Annotated in this window: 13 protein-coding genes; 2 read left to right on the top strand and 11 right to left on the bottom strand. The window is 60.6% G+C overall.

From position 1 onward, the window contains the following. Positions 1 to 175: 175 nt before the first annotated feature. The gene (locus EKD05_RS20055; RefSeq protein ID WP_240695869.1) at positions 176 to 1,354 is read right to left on the bottom strand and encodes an N-acetylmuramoyl-L-alanine amidase; all 1,179 of its coding nucleotides are present in this window, start codon (positions 1,352 to 1,354) and stop codon (positions 176 to 178) included. Positions 1,355 to 1,551: 197 nt separating this feature from the next. Between EKD05_RS20055 and EKD05_RS20050 the strand changes: the two genes are divergently transcribed. Both EKD05_RS20050 and EKD05_RS20045 read left to right on the top strand, forming a co-directional pair. Then, the gene (locus EKD05_RS20050; RefSeq protein WP_129676470.1) at positions 1,552 to 2,355 is read left to right on the top strand and encodes a [LysW]-aminoadipate kinase; all 804 of its coding nucleotides are present in this window, start codon (positions 1,552 to 1,554) and stop codon (positions 2,353 to 2,355) included. Positions 2,356 to 2,376: 21 nt separating this feature from the next. Then, a complete protein-coding gene (locus tag EKD05_RS20045; protein WP_129676468.1) occupies positions 2,377 to 3,273 on the top strand; it encodes a PfkB family carbohydrate kinase in 897 nt (298 codons plus the stop codon). Between the two features lie 226 nt (positions 3,274 to 3,499). Here the strand turns inward: EKD05_RS20045 and EKD05_RS20040 are convergent, their stop codons facing one another. The 10 genes from EKD05_RS20040 to EKD05_RS19995 all read right to left on the bottom strand — a co-directional run bounded on the left by EKD05_RS20040 (position 3,500) and on the right by EKD05_RS19995 (position 17,321). Next, positions 3,500 to 4,126, bottom strand: a complete 627-nt coding sequence (locus EKD05_RS20040) for a YdeI family protein (RefSeq protein WP_129676466.1) — start codon at positions 4,124 to 4,126, stop codon at positions 3,500 to 3,502. A gap of 62 nt (positions 4,127 to 4,188) precedes the next feature. Then, complete coding sequence (locus tag EKD05_RS20035) at positions 4,189 to 5,913, bottom strand: hypothetical protein (protein ID WP_129676464.1); 1,725 nt, start codon at positions 5,911 to 5,913, stop codon at positions 4,189 to 4,191. 353 nt (positions 5,914 to 6,266) lie between these two features. Further along, the gene (locus tag EKD05_RS20030; RefSeq protein ID WP_129676462.1) at positions 6,267 to 7,436 is read right to left on the bottom strand and encodes a diphosphomevalonate/mevalonate 3,5-bisphosphate decarboxylase family protein; all 1,170 of its coding nucleotides are present in this window, start codon (positions 7,434 to 7,436) and stop codon (positions 6,267 to 6,269) included. Further along, a complete protein-coding gene (gene guaB / locus EKD05_RS20025) occupies positions 7,436 to 8,914 on the bottom strand; it encodes an IMP dehydrogenase (RefSeq protein WP_129676460.1) in 1,479 nt (492 codons plus the stop codon). The genes EKD05_RS20030 and guaB overlap by 1 nt, the downstream gene beginning before the upstream one ends. 96 nt (positions 8,915 to 9,010) lie before the next feature. Beyond that, positions 9,011 to 10,306: a CCA tRNA nucleotidyltransferase gene (locus EKD05_RS20020; protein WP_129676458.1), complete on the bottom strand. Its 1,296-nt coding sequence runs from the start codon at positions 10,304 to 10,306 to the stop codon at positions 9,011 to 9,013. A gap of 290 nt (positions 10,307 to 10,596) precedes the next feature. After that, on the bottom strand, positions 10,597 to 11,448 hold the full coding sequence (locus tag EKD05_RS20015; protein ID WP_129676456.1) for a hypothetical protein: 852 nt from the start codon (positions 11,446 to 11,448) through the stop codon (positions 10,597 to 10,599). A gap of 6 nt (positions 11,449 to 11,454) precedes the next feature. Next, positions 11,455 to 12,327 carry a hypothetical protein gene (locus EKD05_RS20010; RefSeq protein ID WP_129676454.1) on the bottom strand — a complete coding sequence of 291 codons (873 nt, stop codon included), beginning with the start codon at positions 12,325 to 12,327 and terminating at the stop codon, positions 11,455 to 11,457. A 29-nt stretch (positions 12,328 to 12,356) separates the two neighbouring features. After that, positions 12,357 to 12,590: a hypothetical protein gene (locus EKD05_RS20005; RefSeq protein WP_129676452.1), complete on the bottom strand. Its 234-nt coding sequence runs from the start codon at positions 12,588 to 12,590 to the stop codon at positions 12,357 to 12,359. Positions 12,591 to 13,416: 826 nt separating this feature from the next. Then, on the bottom strand, positions 13,417 to 16,017 hold the full coding sequence (locus tag EKD05_RS25950; protein ID WP_165360843.1) for a LuxR C-terminal-related transcriptional regulator: 2,601 nt from the start codon (positions 16,015 to 16,017) through the stop codon (positions 13,417 to 13,419). Between the two features lie 356 nt (positions 16,018 to 16,373). Beyond that, positions 16,374 to 17,321, bottom strand: a complete 948-nt coding sequence (locus EKD05_RS19995) for a hypothetical protein (protein ID WP_129676450.1) — start codon at positions 17,319 to 17,321, stop codon at positions 16,374 to 16,376. Between the last annotated feature and the right edge of the window lie 119 nt (positions 17,322 to 17,440).

Raw genomic sequence — 17,440 nt, 5'->3', positions numbered from 1 at the left:
GTGCAGACGAGACTCATTGGTTGGATGTGGGTTCCCATCGATTCCCCTGTTGTGGGCCGGACTTTTTCAGCAGTCTCTAAAGCACCTGGGCTTTACGGGCTGTCTCTGTAAGTTGTGTGCACAAAAAAGCCAGCTACGCTGGCTTTTTTGCGCACACAACAACTGGGGAGATAAGTTAGGGGTTGGTGGGGGTAGGAAAAACGGATTGTTCATCGGTGGGCGCAACCTGATCTTCGCGTACCCAGCCAACGATACGTTGGTCGCCGACACGGGTAAAGACCTGGTACCAGCCATCCTGAAGATCAAAGGGCACGATGCGAGCGTCGGGGCCAACACGGGCCAGAATACGCCCGTTATTCTGTGGGATCGCCCGGATGATCGTACCTTCGGCAAGCGCCCGCATGACGGGATAATCAGGCGGCAAGAGCGCCGCGCCATCATTGGGATCACGTGCCTTCAGATAGTCGAGAATGCCGGTGGCAATGGCTTTGGCAAGGCGATCGGGTTGCCCAAAGAGGATCTCGCGGTCGGCGGCGTTGGTCATAAAGCCCATTTCGACAATGATCGCTGGCGTTGTTGACGTGATCGCGTGGGTGTAGCGCCGCCAACTAAACGCATAGTAGCCCTTCATATTGAAGGTCACGCCGCCAACATCTTCTGGCATCCCTGTACCTGGGCCATACGCAGCCCCAACAGCAGCCATCAGGTTCTTGCTCGCCTCAGAAGCGCGCCAAGGTGTGGCGAGTTTCCAGCCACGCGGCCCGGCACTGGTCGAACCATCGGCATGAATGGCAAGGAACGCATCGGCATCATATCCGGGTGGCACCGTCGCAGGAATAATATCCACGACTACGCCTTCAGCTTCAAGCAAGGGCGTAATCCGATTGACAATATCGAGATTCAACTCGGCTTCGGTGATCCTCCCCCAGCGTGCGCCGGTCGACGTGCGCAGACGCGCCAGTTCGTCGGGCAATTCATTGGAACGCAGGTGGCCCACCTGGAGACCAACCCGCGGCGGGGTTGCGGGATCGCGTGGGGTCGGTGTAGGGATACCCATTGCGCCTGGCGCAACCTCAATTGTCGGCACCTCCGCAGCTTGCTCAGTCGGCGCTGGCTCATCAGCGGCCGTGGGGGAGACCGGTGAAGGAACTGCCGTACTCGTTGGAGCCTGCTCAAACGAACGCACCGCTTGCAGCGGCGTCGGCGCAGCAAGGATCGGCGCCGCACGCGCCACCGGTGAGGGATCGGGCACAACGGCCGTCGGTGTCGGGGCCAACGCATAGACGGGTGTACAGGCCGCAAGGAGCACGAGAGAAAGAAGCAGCAGCGGTAACAGACGGGCAGAAAGAAGCATCTTACGTAACCTTCACGGACTAGAATCAATACCTTGCCAAGAAGACGGCTTATTTGACGCAAAGGCGCAGAGGCGCTAAGGTTTGATGAAGCTTCATACGCCAACCTTCCTGGATACAACCCAAGCAGGCCTGCTATAATAGCGTACCATAACAATGGTTATAACACACAAAAGCCTTGCAAAAGATGAGGATTTCGATGATTGTTATTAAAGTTGGAGGAAGTGCTGGCAATAACTACGATGCCCTCTGTGATGATCTCGCCGCACACTACAAGCAGGGCGAAAGTCTTGTGCTCGTCCACGGCGGTTCCCACGAGACAAATCGCCTGGGCGATGCGGTAGGCCATCCGGCCCGCTTTGTCACGTCACCGAGTGGATACACCAGTCGCTATACCGACCGACGCACCCTCGAACTCTTTATGATGGCGACCGGTGGCCTCGTCAACAAGGGGTTGGTCGAACGCCTGCAAGCCCGTGGATGCAATGCCGTTGGGCTGAGTGGCCTCGATGGACGCCTGCTTGAAGGGCGACGCAAGGCGACCATTCGGATTCTTGAACAGGGACGCCAGAAACTCTTGCGTGATGACTGGACCGGGACCATCGAGCAGACAAATGTGACCCTGCTGCGGTCACTGCTCGAAGGCGGCTATCTGCCGGTGATTGCCCCCCTGGCGTGCTCTGAGGCAGGCGAGGCGCTGAATGTTGACGGTGATCGTGCCGCCGCTGCGATTGCTGCCGCCCTCGGTGCAACGACCCTCCTTTTGCTCTCGAATATCCCTGGTCTGCTCCGCAATTTCCCCGACGAAACATCGCTCATCACGCAGATTGCACCCGATGAGATTGAAACCGTGCTTCCCTATGCCGAGGGGCGCATGAAGAAGAAGCTCCTTGGGGCCCAGGAAGCCCTGGCCGCCGGTGTTGGACGGGTCATCATTGGTGATGCGCGCCGAGTCAATTCGGTCTCGCTCGCACTCGATGGACACGGCACCGTCATTGGGTAAGCTAAGAGAGAAGGCATCAGTATGCGCTACGATGTGGTAGGCTTGGGCATTGCCTCACTCGATCTGATTGGTGTAACTGAAGAGCAACCGCTCTTTGGGGCAAAGCAGTCGCTGACCGGTTGGCACGAAATGGGTGGGGGGCCGGTTGCGACGGCCCTGGCGACGCTGGCGCGCCTGGGGGCCCGGGTCGCAATGACGGGGGCCGTTGGCAATGACGGGTATGGGCAACGGATTCTCGCCGATCTGCAAACCGCCGGGATCGACACGCAGGCGATGCATGTCCGGCCGGGGACTTCGCACGTCAGCTTTGTGCTGGCCGAGCCAGGGCGTGATCGTCGTACCGTCTGGTGGCACAATGATCCTAGGGTGCTTGAACAGGTACCGCTCGAGCGCGAATTGATCCGCTCGGCACGGGCGCTGCTTATTGACACGCATATGCCCCAGGTGGCGTTGCACGCCGCACGTACGATGCAGGCCACCGGGGGCCTCGTCATGATCGACGCCGAGCGCGTCCGTGAGCATACGCTCGACCTGCTGCCGCTCTGCAATCTGATCGTTGTCTCAGCCGAGTTTGCCCGCCAGGCCACCGGCGTTGTTGAACCCTGGGAAGCCGCCCGCGTCCTCCACAGTCGCTACGAAGAACAACTGGTGCTTGTGACCTGCGGGGCCGAGGGAAGCTGGTGCGCCAACAAAGGCGAACTCTTTCACACCCCGGCTTTCGAGATCGAGCCACTTGACACCACAGGGGCTGGCGACGTCTTTCATGGCGCACTGCTCTATGCGTTGCTCCGTGATGACCCGATTCGCCTAGCGATACGGTTTGCCAGTGCCGCCGCCGCCCTGAGTTGCCAGGGGCTAGGCGGGCGCGGCAACCTGCCCACCGTCAGCGAAGTGGAAGCCTTGCTTGAGCCAGCGTAAAGAAAAGATCCGATGCTTCGCGACACAGCCTTGCCACCGTGCCAGCGTATGGGGTTCCGACCCTAGACGCACTACCTTGCACAGAAGCTCACGCGAAGCCGCGAAGCCGCGAAGGGGTCGCGCACCGACCCGAAAACCTGTGCGCCTGTGCGGCACAAGAACCGCCTTCGTTGCGCAGAATAGCGGCCAAGTGCAGCGCCTTGTTATGCGCCCGTTATCAAGACAGTTAATCCGCCTTATCAGATGCCAACTCGTCTTTTGGGCCGGCATCGCGGCCCTTTGGAAAATTGGCCTTCCTGTTCGCGGCTGCTTTGCGCGCTGCCTCGACAATTCGTTTACGTCGCGTAGTCTCCGTCTTCGCAGTCTTAATCCACTCGAGAATTCCTCTTCTAGAAGAAGGCGGGAAGCGATCGAAGAGACGCCGTGAACCCGGGTGCTTTTCGAATTCACGGCGGAGGTCATCAGGCACTTCCAATCGTTCGACATCATCGAGGAAATCCCAAGCACCATTCTTCTTGGCCTGCTCGACGACGGCCAGTCCCCCTGGTTCCATCAGCCCTTCCTGGACGAGACGACTGATCCGATCCTTGTTGACTCGGGACCAATTGCTCTTGGGGTCGCGCGGTGAAATTCTGAGCATTGTCCGCAATTCGTCAAGCTTTCCAGGGAGGCTGTCTACCCATCCATAACACAGGCATTGATCGACGATCTCATCGTAGCTAACGTATGGGTGACCCGAGTCCTTCTTCCAGGTCACGAGCCAAACGCTGTCGCTTGAGGAGTGGTTTTTGGATAACCACTCACGAAGTTCAGCAGCGGATTCAATCGCAACCTTCCCGAGTTCCTTGGCCATATGTTTACCTCAAGACGCATAACGCCGGGCTTCATCTGCGCCGCTGGCAGCGGTAACGGGCTCTATTCTGTGAAACGTACCTCAACCCCCGCGCTGCACGGCCAGATCTCGGGAACCGTTGCGCCATCAATGATCGTGGTGTCGGCCCAGCAGCGTTCGCGTTCGGCGTTGGCGATGCGTGGCACAAACCAGAGGATCGGCGCAGTGCCAAGTGGCTCAGGCGTACCAGGGCCGATGAATTGCTCTGGCCCTTGACGTTCGTCAAGCCCGCAACAAGTGCCAATGCTCGGCAGGTCGCCCTGGCCCTCTTCGGGGCGCGCCTGGGTCCAGTAGAGGTACGCCAGTTCTGCGTCGCCCCAGATCGGGGCAACGGCGAGTGCGCCCGCTTCGGTCGCGAGGGCAAAACGCTGTGTGTTCCCCGCTTCCCAGACGGCGAAGCCTTCCTGCTGCAACAGGGTGCGGCCGGCCTCCTCCACCAGCGCTAGCTCGGGCGTGACCGGGGGTTCGATCCGTACCACCGGGTGATAGATGCCTTCGGTGCCACAGCCACGCCCTTCGTTGCCGACGAGGACGCTCAAGGTGCCGTCGGGGGCAAAGGTCGCTGTGAAGCTGTATTGGTAGTTGCAGGGCAAGGGCCAGTTGGGGCTGCGAAAGGTCATGGCGAGCCGCAGGCTGCCGTCGGGTTCTTCGGTCAGTTCGGGCAAGCTGTAGGGAATGACGGCGGCGGCGCTGAAGACCGGGCAGCCCACGGCATCCGAGAAGCCAACCCGTTGCCCGTCAACGCCCTGGTACCCGATGTGCCAGTCCACCACCTTGACTGAGGTTACCACCGGTCGCCCCTGAAACGTCACATCCCGCAGTTCGAGCCCATCAGAACTGGTCAACAGATAGGCCGCCTGCCAATCTGCGTAATCGAGACGTTGCGGCGTTTCGCACAGCGGGGCCAAGGCAGCGTCTTGCAGGGTTGCCTCGCTGACCACAATGCGCCGTTGACTCGCCCCCTGCTCGGTCCAAGTGGTCGCCGCCACCAACGTAAAATCAGTGAGATCAACGATCGTCCAGAGCGCCAGGCTGCCCCAGGTAAAGACCGGCGCCACGCAGAGATGGCGGCTCCGTTCACAACTTGTTGTCTCAAGTGCAGTTTTGGTGGCCTGCATGGTTGCCATCGCCTCAGTTGGCGTCAAACCCTCAAACGCAGACGCAAGCTGGGGATCGGCAATAGCGATCTGGGTCGCGAGTTCCGCCAGATCCTGGGGGATTTCGGGCTGCGCATCGGCAAGGATCTGCACACTGACGACCTGCGAACGGTCATCAACAAGCGCCGTGAGCGTGCTGTTGGTCGGATAGACATAGAGCACGACGCGCAGGCAGCGCCCGGGTGGACAGGTTGCCGCCGCCTCGGCGGGCACATCGCCAGCCCGCGCATCGGCCACCGTCATTACCTCGCTGCGCAGCGGCTGCCCGGTGGGGCTGAGGATCGCGGTGCGTACGCGGGCATCATTGACAGCAGCGGTCTGCGCTGCACCAAGGCGCGGTTCAAGGTCGTCGCGCAGCAGCACAAAGGGCGGCATCGCCAGCGCAGCGGCAATGCGTTCGCGCTGCGCCGCCACTGCGGGCAACTCAGAAGGGCGCTGATCACCGAGGATGACCGTCGTCGCCAGCGGCGGCGGACTCGCGGCGAGCGATGGGGCCGCCGTGGGCGCGGCACCCTGCGGGTTCGCCGCGCATCCAGTCAGGCTGAGGCAAAGCAGCGTAAGCAAAAATGGAATGAGCACGTTCCTACGCATACCAGAACTCTCCCAGGCAAAGGCTTTTCTTTGAGCACGTCTTGAGGACGAAGTGCGAGCGGCGACGTTGGCAGCCATGCTCGCGACCGTGTCATGCGGAAATGGTAGCGCGGGCTTCCAGCCCGCCTAGGGTTTGCGGAGATTGTAGCGCGGGCTTCCAGCCCGCATACGGTTTGCGGGCTGGAAGCCCGCGCTACCATGGCACACGTAGCACGCTCCGTCGGGCTGAAGCCCTCGGCTAGGGGATGCAAAGCCCGCCTTCGCGGGCTAAACAGGCCACGGAGGTGGCCTTTGCTACCGTTAGCCGAAGCGTTTACGCTGACGGAAACGGATCAGACTTCGATATACAAATTTTATGTCAACAACGCCCTGGCCGCATCGAGATCGAGCAAGCTCGCCGGGCCTGCAATGCGCCCGCGCACCGTCTCGAGCCCCAGGCCGAGACCTTCCACTGCGGCCACCACCGCGTCTTCGTGGTCGCGATGGGTCAGCAAGACGACGGTCGGACCCGTGTCGGTGCTGGCATAGACCGGGATGCCCCTGGTGCGCAAGTCATCACACATGCGAAACAACGTAATATTTTCCGGTTCCCAGCCGATCAGTTTATGCTCACGCGACCCCGACATCGTGACCCCGTGCAGCCGCATGCTATCGAGTTCGGCAAACTGCCCGACCAGACGCCAGTCACCGCGGCGAACGGCGGCAAGACACTCCATAATCTCGTCGCCACGACTAAGCATCCACGCTTTGAAGAAGCTACTCTGGGGCGCATCGTGGTGGGCCTGCTCGGTCTTCAGCCCGACCCGCGAGTCGATTGGCACCGTAATCAGACGCACGTCCGCGAGCTGGTCTTCGCCATCGAGACGCACCGCAAAACTGTCTTCGTGCGCGAGGCCAGGGTAGCTGAGCCAGAGCGCCAGGCCACCAGCGGCAGCGCGGCAACCCGAGCCAGCCAGCAAGCGCGCCAGGCAACTGAGAAAGCGCGTATTGGCGACGAGTTCTGGCCCAAAGAGTGCACCGACGGCAGCAGCGGCGAGGGCCGCTGCGCCGGCGGCACTCGTGCCGAGGCCCTTGCCGGCCACCCGGCTCTTGAGCAAATTACGGGTCGTCACCCGGGCGGCGACCCGCACCCCGGCAAGCGAGCGGACGGCATCGAGGATTTGACTGATGCGTTCGAGTTCGCGCCCAACCGCCGGGGCGTCGCCAAAGAGCGCCGTATCAGCCTCAAGGGACGGATCAAACTCGACGATCGTCACCGTCTGGGCGGCATCATTGTTCACCGAAATGCTCGGCAAAAACGCAATGCGCTGCTGCCAATCGGCCAGGCCGTGATACTTCAGCACCCCCTGCATCGGATAGGCCCGCGCCGCCGCGATCCCGTGCAGGTTCGCGGGCGGCAACTGCCGAGGGTAAGGGGCCACCGCGACCCCATGATCATGCAAGGCGTGCAGAATTTGCCGATACGACACCGCCATCGCGGGCACAAGCTCGGCAAAGCCATCAGGAATCGTTGTGTGTCTCATCAGCGTCGTTCGTAATTGGGGGCTTCTTTGGTAACCACGACATCGTGCGGATGGCTCTCGATCTGACCGGCCATGGTCACGCGGATCAGGCGCGCATCGCGGCGGAGTGTCTCGATATCGGGCGCACCGACATAGCCCATGCCGGCCCGGAGACCGCCTACCAGTTGAAAGACCGTATCTTGCAGCGAACCCTTGAAGGGCACCATGCCCTCGATGCCTTCGGCGACGAGTTTGCGCGTCTCATTGACATTCGTCTGGAAATAGCGATCGCCACTGCCCCGCGACATCGCCCCAATCGAACCCATGCCACGATAGGTCTTATACGACCGCCCCTCATAGAGGATCGTCTCGCCGGGGCTCTCTTCGGTACCGGCAAAGAGCGAGCCAATCATGACGCTATTGGCGCCGGCGGCGATGGCCTTGGCGATATCGCCGGAATACTTAATACCACCATCGCCAATGACGGGGATGCCAAAATGCTCGGCGGCGCGGGCGCAATCGGTAATCGCCGTCACCTGAGGCATGCCCGAGCCGGTCACCACCCGGGTCGTACAGATCGAACCAGGACCCTGGCCGACCTTCACCGCATCAACGCCACGCTCGGCGAGGGCAACAGTCGCTGCGGCGGTGCTGACATTGCCGGCAATCAACTGCACCTGGGGAAAAGCCTCGCGCACTGTGAGCACTGCATCAAGCACGCCTTGCGAATGGCCGTGAGCGGTATCAATCGTCAGCACATCGACCCCGGCGCGCACCAGCGCCGCCGCACGCTCAAGGTAATCGCCGCCAGCCCCGATGGCCGCCCCGACACGCAACCTGCCCTGATCATCTTTGCAGGCGTAGGGATGCTCGATCTGCTTCATAATATCTTTGACCGTAATCAACCCGGTCAGCTTGCCGCGATTATTGACCACCAGCACCTTCTCGATGCGATGGCGATGCAACTGCTCCTTGGCCTGCTCAAGCGTCGTGCCTTCGGGCACCGTCACAAGGTTCTTGCTGGTCATCAATTCATGGATCGGTCGTGTCCGGTCATTCTCAAAACGCAGATCGCGGTTGGTAATAATGCCGACCAGATCGCCCTCATTGGTCACAATCGGCACGCCCGAGATCTTATACTCGGCCATAATATCGAGCGCATCACCAATCGTACGGTCGGGAGGCAGCGTAATCGGATCGGTAATCATCCCGCTTTCCGAACGCTTCACCTTGCGCACACTCTCGGCCTGCTGCTCGATGGTCATATTCTTATGCACAAAACCGATGCCACCCTGACGAGCGAGCGCAATCGCCAACCGATGCTCGGTCACCGTATCCATCGCCGCACTCACAATCGGAATATCTAACCGGATCGATCGGGTCAACCAGGTGGTCACATCTACTTCGGCAGGGATGACCTGTGAATGCGCCGGGATCAGCAACACATCATCAAACGTCAACCCTTCACGGACATATTTTTCGTCCCAGTGTGTCGTCATAAAGCCCCCTTATTGGCGTAAGACCACCAGAATAAAGGTGGTGCTCCATTATAGATCGTTGCGGCACTTGTAACTATGCCAGCGTAGCGCGCAGAGTTACAAGCGGTGCAGAAAACGACGCACCCATGTTTCAGCTTCTTCACGGCTTGCTACGATGCCATCAAGCGTTGCCTGGCGCAGGGTATGCAAGATCTGGCCCATCAAGGGACCCGGCAGAACGCCAAGGCGTTGCAGGTCGTTGCCATCAAGTGGCGCACGCATTGTTCGCAGTTCACGGAGGTAGCGCGTCGTTGCAAGACGATCGGCAGGCACGGCGTAGTGGTGAACCATGATCGTCGTGGCATGCCAGAGGCGTAGCGTTTCGTCCAGGGCGCTATTGCTCATCCCGGCGAGCGTGCCGGTTAGCTTGCGTACCTCGGGAAGTTGACGGATCAGCGTGGCCGCATCGCCGGGCAATGGATAGCGCTGCGCTAGCGCATCAAGGGTCGCCTGCGAACATCCATAGAGCAGCAGGCCCGCCCAGACCAGAGGGGTCAGGGGAAGATCGGAACTGACCGCCGCCGCTGCCTGCGTACAACGCGCAGCCAGGGTTGCGTCCCAGGTCAGCCCAGGCAGAATCTGCGGGGTCACCTCCCACTGATCGGCCAGGCGCACCACCTCTGCCGGGTCGGGCTCCGCAAGCGCCAGGCAGACTTCATGCAACACCCGTTCGGGGCTCAGCAGCATCAGATAGCGCTGGGCCACCGCATCCGCCACCAGGTACCGGGTCGCTGGTTCAGGGTGGAGACCGAGGCGACTGGCAAGGCGCAGCCCGCGCAACATACGGGTCGGATCGTCACGCAGACTCGCCGCGTGCAAGAGACGGAGACGGCCCTGGGCAAGATCCTCTTCGCCCCCAAAAAGATCGAGCCGCCGCCCAAAGTGCAGACCGCTCGCAACCAGTTGCAACTCGACGGCGAGCGCATTCACACTAAAATCGCGGCGCACCAGATCATGCTCAAGTGAGGCCGGCGAAACGTCGGGCAGCACCGCCGGGGCAGCATAGGTCTCGACGCGCGTCTGGGCAAAATCAAGGACGAGCGACGCACCATCGCTGCGACCGGGCACCAGCACCGTCGCCGTGCCAAACGCCGCGTGGAGGGCCATCACCCTTCCGCCGGTTGCCTCAGCGACCTGGGTCGCCAGTGTCGTCACCTCACCCTCGACGGCCAGATCAAGATCGCGGCTCAGCGGCTGATCAAGCAAGAGATCACGGATCACGCCACCAACCAGCCAGACCGGCACATTGCAGGCCTGTGCGCAGTGCGCAACCAGCGTCAACAGATCCGCAACCTCGGTGGGCAACGCCGTATGCGCTAACTCGCGTAAGATCCTGGGCCGCCCCTTATGCATCGCCGTCCTCGTCGCCCCGGTTCAAACTGGTCAAACAGGCAAGCCGCCTCGTTCTTGGGCACTGCTTTCTATTCTACCATCGCTTCAGCTACAGGCGGCGTTCGCATCAACACCTTGCCTAGGGCGATTGCATCTTCCGTATATGCACCCCACCAGGGCACCCGCAAGGGGTGCCCCTACCGGCCGGGGGCCGGACCCGGTGTGCGGGCACCCCTTGCGGGTGCCCCGTTGTTGCCGGGTGCGACCGTTTGCGCCTTTGCGTCCAATCATCAAGCAACGGCGTTCACAGACTACTGAATATGCTTGAGAAGAATGGCCGTCATCACCACCCCGGCGAGCGCCATCGCGGGGAAGATAACCAACTCGGCCACGCTCACGGGCACGCCGACCCGCGCCATGTTCAGCCCCATCAGGCTGACAGCGATGCCAAGCGTTAGAAATTTGGTCAGCCCGACCGAGGCTAGCAGGTAGCCCCAGGCATGGCGGCGCAGGAGCAGGATGCCCGATACGAGGCAGACCGGGACGATCAGCCCCAGATCCATCGCCTGAATGAACATGCTGGTGGTGTTTTCCAGGGCGGGGATTGCTCCCGGTGCAAACGTTGCGGCGATGCGCCCCAGCCAGGCCAATGAGAGAAAGGCAGCGGCGAAGAAGAGCAGTCCGGCAATCCAGCCGTGCGGCAGGGTAGCGGAAAAATGCGCCGGCAGGGTGGGGATATCAATGGACATCAGCACCAATACGAGCGCGAACAGGCTCATACTGAACAGGGCGACATAGACCAGAAAGAGGGCGTTGTAATGCGCGCCAAAGCACATGGTGATGTAGGTGTACAGGATGAAGCCGAGCGTGCCAGCCAGCATCAGCCGCCCGCGCAGGGAGCCGCGCCGCGCCAGCCAGAAGGAGATCGCCAGCAGGGGCAGGCCCAGCACCAGCGTCACCAGGTCGTTGGCTTGCATCTGGGCGACCATGCTGACAGTATCCCAGTAATACAGGCCGCGGGCGTTGATGGTCACCTCCTCGCCGCGGAAAGTCGTCAGCGGAAAGGATGTCCCTTCGGCGGGCCAGAGACCGGCCAGGGTTGCGACCAGAGTCAGGACGAAAAGCGGAGCAATGAGCCATTGGAGAGCGTTTTGGTATTTCATGACCGTCTATTTTTCGTTGGAAAGATTGCGGAAGAAAGCAAGGGTCAATCCGATAGCGAATGCGCCCATGAGCACCCATGAACCTATCATGCCAAGATAAACACCAATGGGGAAGCGTATCCCTTCGAAGGTCTGGCTGATGGTCTGAGCAATGACCACAACGCCAATCAACGTACACAGCATGAGCATTGGCGCAGCAAGCAAATAGCCAAGCGGCTTGCGTTGCAGAAGAAACAGAGCGGTTATCACGGCCGCCGGGGTGATGACGGCCGAGTCAAAACTGTGCGTGAACATGGTGGTGTAAGGGCCGAGCAATACGGGCGCACTGCCGTTCAAAAGCGGTCCAATGAGGTCACTCAACCAAATGAACAACGTGCCAAACCCGGCGACAACGTTGAAGATTGCCAGGTTGCGATGCGGGAATCCTGGCTTGATACGAATGGTAAGCGCTTGCAGATCGAAGGTCGCCAGGACGGTAATGACGGCAAACAGACTGGCCGAAAAGAGCGCCGCATAAAAAAGGAACATGGCATTGAAGGCTGCCCCAAACGCCATCGAAGCGCCGATATACAGAAAATAAAACAAGACCCCAAGCTGGGCAATGGGTGCATTTTGCGATCCGCGCAAAGACAAAAAGTAACACGCCAACAGCAACGGCAGCGCAATCAGCAAGGTGACGACATCTGTACCGCGAAACGCCGCACCGCTGAACAGCGAATCGTTCGCATAAAGGCCGCGTCCGAACATCTCTACCTGCTGTCCGCGCAGGGTCTCGAATACGAAAGGGCCTGGCCCGCCTTGTGAAAACAGTCCTACGCCAGCCGTGATGAGGGCCAGCACGGCAATCAGCGGGATGAGCCATTTCAGGGTAGGATTCACTTTCGTTCTCCTATAGTATTTTGATGGTTTCATTTGTCTTCACCAGAGTCAGTGGCAAGCGAGGTAAGCGTACACCCCAGGTTGTGCAGGCTGCGTATAAGGCCAATTAGCCCGGCCTGGTCGGTACGCAGGTTGGCCAGGGTGAAAGTATGTTGCTCAATGGTTAGCGTGGTTCCGACGGGGCAGTAATCGGCCAGGAAGGTTGCCTCAGGGCTGCCAGAAAAACGCAAGGTATAGAGTTGTGTCTCCGCCGTTGTGTTCATTGGCTTGTCCTTATCTCTACACCAATTGTACGTCGCACCCAAGCAAAATGGACTACATCTTCATGTAGTCCGCTTGCCCCACCCAATGTAGTCACGGGTTGCCTGCTTGCAAGCTACTAGTAGTCTGTAACAAAAGTTTTCTGCTCTCGGGCTTGGCTTCGACAAGCTCAGCCAACGGTGGACGATGGGCGTTGTGAACGGACGGAGGCTGAGCTTGTCGAAGCCTGTGCGTGTCGAAACCCCCGTTGGTATCAGCAAACGTACGGTACAGACCACGGCGCTTGCTGTAGGACAAAGGAGCCAAGCAAGCGCGGGTTTCTAGCGAGGGTGGCCCGTCAAAGGGTGTCACCACCATGGCCCGCTGGATGCCCGCCTGCGCGGGCATGACATGGGGCGCGGGCATGACGACCGGTGGGACGGCCCACCATGTCGTTCCCGCGCACGCGGGAACCCAGGTCTGGGCTATGCTGCGCCAACCACGGCGTGGCACGCACCGCTACGGTGGGGGGGGGCATCAGGCAGCCTTCCAGAGGGCAGGTGACACCCTTTGACGAGGGTGGCCCCCTCAAAGGGTGTCACCTATGCAGACACGGGCGGTCCCGTACGGTTCACCGCCGGGCAAACCTGCCAGGTGTGCGCCGGGACACCGCTCCGTTCCCCCCAGGATCGCGGCGGCGCACACCTGGCAGGTTTCCCGCACCGCCACCGGGATGCGGCACGACGCAGCCGCCCGCCACCCAGACGCCTTCCTGGGCCTCAGGGCGGTTTGATGACGCCATCTGGTGAAACCCTTTGACGGGTGGCCCCTCTCTAGGGCAATGTGCTGTTAGATCAGGCCCAGCGCCCGCGCACGCTCGACGGCCTGGACTTGTTTTGTGACCCCCAGTTTGCCGTAGACACCCTTGACGTGATAGCGCACCGTATTAATGCTAACAATCAGCCGTTCCGCGATCTGCGCATAGGTCAGACCTTCGGCGAGCAGGCGCAAGACTTCCAGTTCGCGCTCGGTTAAAGAGGGATGAAGGAGGAGGGATGAAGGATAAATACCTGTCGGCATCCTTGTCCCGGCTGCTTCAATAAAAACGCGCTGGTAGCCTTCCGGTGCGCCGAGTTGCCGGGCACGCGCCAGCCACGCGGTTCCACCGCCAGCCTTGGCACCCAGCACCAGAGCGTAGATCAAAGTGCCCATACGCCCATCGGTCTCGGCACTCTGCACGATGCGTTCGGCCAGCGCGAGCGCCTGCGGATGGGGTCGAGCGATCATCCAGCGCAGCCAGGCCAGGTGGATCGCATCGGTTCGATACGTGACTGGGGCTTCAGCAGGAATACCCGTTGCGGTCAAACTGGCTTCGGCTTCAGCCACCTGGCCCTGCGCGATCAGCAACGCCACCTGCTGCGCGACCCAATCTAGGCGCACCCAGGCTGGTGCGCCCTGGGCCAACATGTCACCTGCGTCACGCAGATAGCGTGCAGCAACTTCTGCCTCACCGGTCTCATGACACAAACGCGCCAGAGAGAGGCTCGCGTAGATCGCCGCAGTCGGCTGGCTCGACAGTTGCGCCATCCGCAGCGCGTGCTGCAACAAAGCGCGGGCTTTGGCAACCTGGTTCCATTCGTAATAGACCTGCCCAAGCACCGCATGCACCGTCCCAATCATCAACGGAGCCATCTGCACAGCGACTTCGGTACGCTCGAGCACAGCTTCGGCACTTGCCACCAGGCGATGCAAACGGCCCTGCGGTGACCAGACCAGCGCCAAATGGGCCACTGCCACCATCGCCGTCACATGGTCATCAATGGCCTGCGCAGCGTGCAGTGCTTCTTCCAAAGACGCAACGGCCTCATCGAAACGCCCGGCGACACGATACGCCACCCCCAACGCCAGGGCTGTAGACCCGACCAGCCGTGGCTGTGCTTCTGGCACCAGCGACCGGGCCTGCTGGGCCATCGCCAACGCCTCCAACATCTGGCCCTCCACCTGCGCCAGGAACGACTCCGCCGCCAGGATATCGGCCTGGAGCGCACGGGTTTCAGTCGCCTCCGGCGGCAGATTGGCGAGCGCAGTGCGGGCAGCCGCAAGGTAAGGGGTAGCCTGTTGATACGTGCCATGCAGGATATGCTCCCACACCAAGAGCGTATTGAGGCGCGGACTGCGCTGGCGCAACGCTTGAGGCAAGGCATGAATCCATTGCTGAAGCATCGGCGCGTCTTCCCGCGTGAGCAAACGCCAGCCACACTCTTCCAACAAAGTCACCACGCGCTGCGTATCGTCCGCCGCCAAAGCATGTTCGATGCTTGCAACGGGCATATCATGGAGCGCATACCACTGACTCGCACGCTGATGCAACCCAGGCAAGCTAGCGGCGTGTTCACGCTGCAATGTATGTTGGAGCAAGTCGGCAAAAAGGTGATGGTAGCGATACCAGCGTCCTTCGTCGTCGAGCGGGATAATGAACAAATTAGCGGCCAAGAGGCGCTCGAGCATATCGGCGCTATCGCTGCACCCGGTCACAGCGTCACAGAGATCACCGCTCAGCCGCGTCAGGATCGCGGTATCCCGCAAGAAGTGCTGAACCGCGGGGGGCTGACGAGCTAGCACCTCCTCGGTCAGGTAACTCAGAATGAAGCGGTGCGAGCCGCTAAGGGTCGCGACAAAGGCGGTCGGGTCGGCGTGTGCTTGCAGCGAGAGACCAGCCAACTGCAAACCGACGGCCCACCCTTCGGTGCGCTCGGTCAGGCGGGCCAGATCCATTTCGGTCAGAGTCAGCCCCATGCCAGTCTGGAGCAAGAGCGCAGTTTCGGCCTCGTTAAAGCGCAGGTCAGCCGCACGAAGCTCGGTCAGTTGAGCGCGAGCGCGCAGCCGGGCCAGCGGCAACGCGGGATCCTCGCGTGTCACCAGCACGAGATGGAAGCCGATAGGCGGGTGGGTCAACAGCGCCTGCACAATGCTCAGGATCGCCGGGCGCTGGATGACATGGAAGTCGTCGAGCACACAGACGAAAGGCATCACCGACGGCTCGGCGGTCTCGTGATCTGCGAGGGCAGCATCGAGATCGTTGAGCAGCGTTGTGACCAGCGTCGCCTGTGGTGGCAGGTGGCCTGCCCGCAGCACGGGCAACAGATCGGCACCGATGGCTGGATGCACCCGCTGGAGGGCGGCGACCAGGTAGGTGCAGAAGCGCACCGGATCATCATCGGCATCATCCAACGACAGCCAGGCGACCGCACAGTTCAGGTGCGCAATCCACTGTGCAGCCAGAGTCGTTTTGCCATAACCAGCCGGTGCGACGATCAGCGTCAGTGGGTGGTTGGCGGCCAGACCGGCGTGTAAGTGCGCCAGCAATCCAGGTCGTGCGATGGCACGGCTCGGCGGCGCGGGCCGGTGAAACTTGGGCATCAGCAGTGAGGGCGCTGCGAGCGTAAGCATAGAAGTATTATACCAGGCGACGCCAGGGTAGTGAGAAGAACGGCAGCATCGTAGGAGCGCAGCAGCCCATGGCCCACCCGTTGCCCTACGGCGCAGCTTATCGCTGCTGCGCGCACTTAGTACTACAGTTGTAGCTATCCGATAATTATCCGATTGGGACGCCGAATCATTATCGGATGGGCCTTTTACGGATGGCTTCCTGAAGCCGCAATTTGCGAACTACAACTGTAGTATTAGAGGCTGTCTGAAAAGGGTGTCAGCATCGTTCGCCACCACGTGGTGTGCCCTTGGAGTGCCGACTTTAGCCGGCTAAAGCCGGCACTCCAGAGCATCCCGTCGACTTTTCAGACAGCCACTTAGACTGGCTCAGGTGGATCAGCCTCCAGGGTGGCTCCACAGCTTGTACAGAAACGATACGTCGCCGGGTTTGCTTGACCACAGGCAACGCACACCCGCTTTGGGGGCGACGGATTGAGTGCTATACGCGGATCTGTTCCAGCCAGCGGGACGGGTTGTGTTATCTCGGGCAAGGCTGCGGGCGGCAAAGAAACCGGGATAGGTGCGCTGCCTGCACCTCCTGCCATGGCCGTATACATACCTGCGGGAGCGCTCGCTACCGTTACTGGTTGGGGCAGACCTCCCATCATGCTTTGCAAAACCCGGCGATAGACAAAGTAGTTCATCAGAGCCATGGCGGGTAAAGTCAACCACCCCAGGAAAAAGGGTTGGAGCATAATCAAAAACATTGCAGCGAAGCGCCAACCCCAGCGGGTGAAACAACCAATCGAAGTGGGAATATAAGCACGCAGGCTGGCGATCAGACTCACGCGATAGTAGATAATTCCCGGTACCAGGCCAAGCAACGGGACGAAACCGAGCACACTACAGATAACCAGGGTAAGGGGAAGCTTCTGATCGAGCGAACGTAAGAAGACATTGGCCTCACTGAGATCGTTAAATGTGACTGTATGGCAACTCGGGCAACCCTGGCGGATGGTTTTGGCAGGCAGACGGGTTGCGCAGACTGGACAGCGCTTGCGCCCAATCAACTGCACCCGGTGAGCCGTCCGATCCAGGGCAGGTGTATTGCGTGCCTGACCAAAGACACCCACTTGACGGGGATGCTCGTTAGCTTGACGACAATGTGGGCAGAAGAGGGCCGTTGGGAAGATCGGGGTCTGGCAATGTGCACAGGGAACCTTAGTGCGTTCATCGCGTCGTTCAAACCAGCGTCGAACCAGGAACAGGCCCAATAGCGTAAGCGCCGTCACAGCCAGGGCAATCAATGGGAGAAAGAGCACCACGAGCGCAACCGTGATCGTCCACCCCCCTCAGCAAAGCTGAGCAACCTCAGCAACCCGAGCGAGTCATCTTCTTGGTAAATGCAATCCCTGAATATGACTCAACCCAGGATTAAAAATCG

The organism is Candidatus Chloroploca sp. Khr17 (genome assembly GCF_004138165.1).
Lineage (GTDB): Bacteria > Chloroflexota > Chloroflexia > Chloroflexales > Chloroflexaceae > Chloroploca.
Note: the sequence above shows the minus strand (reverse complement) of the source record. Positions and strands in the feature narration are given on the sequence as shown.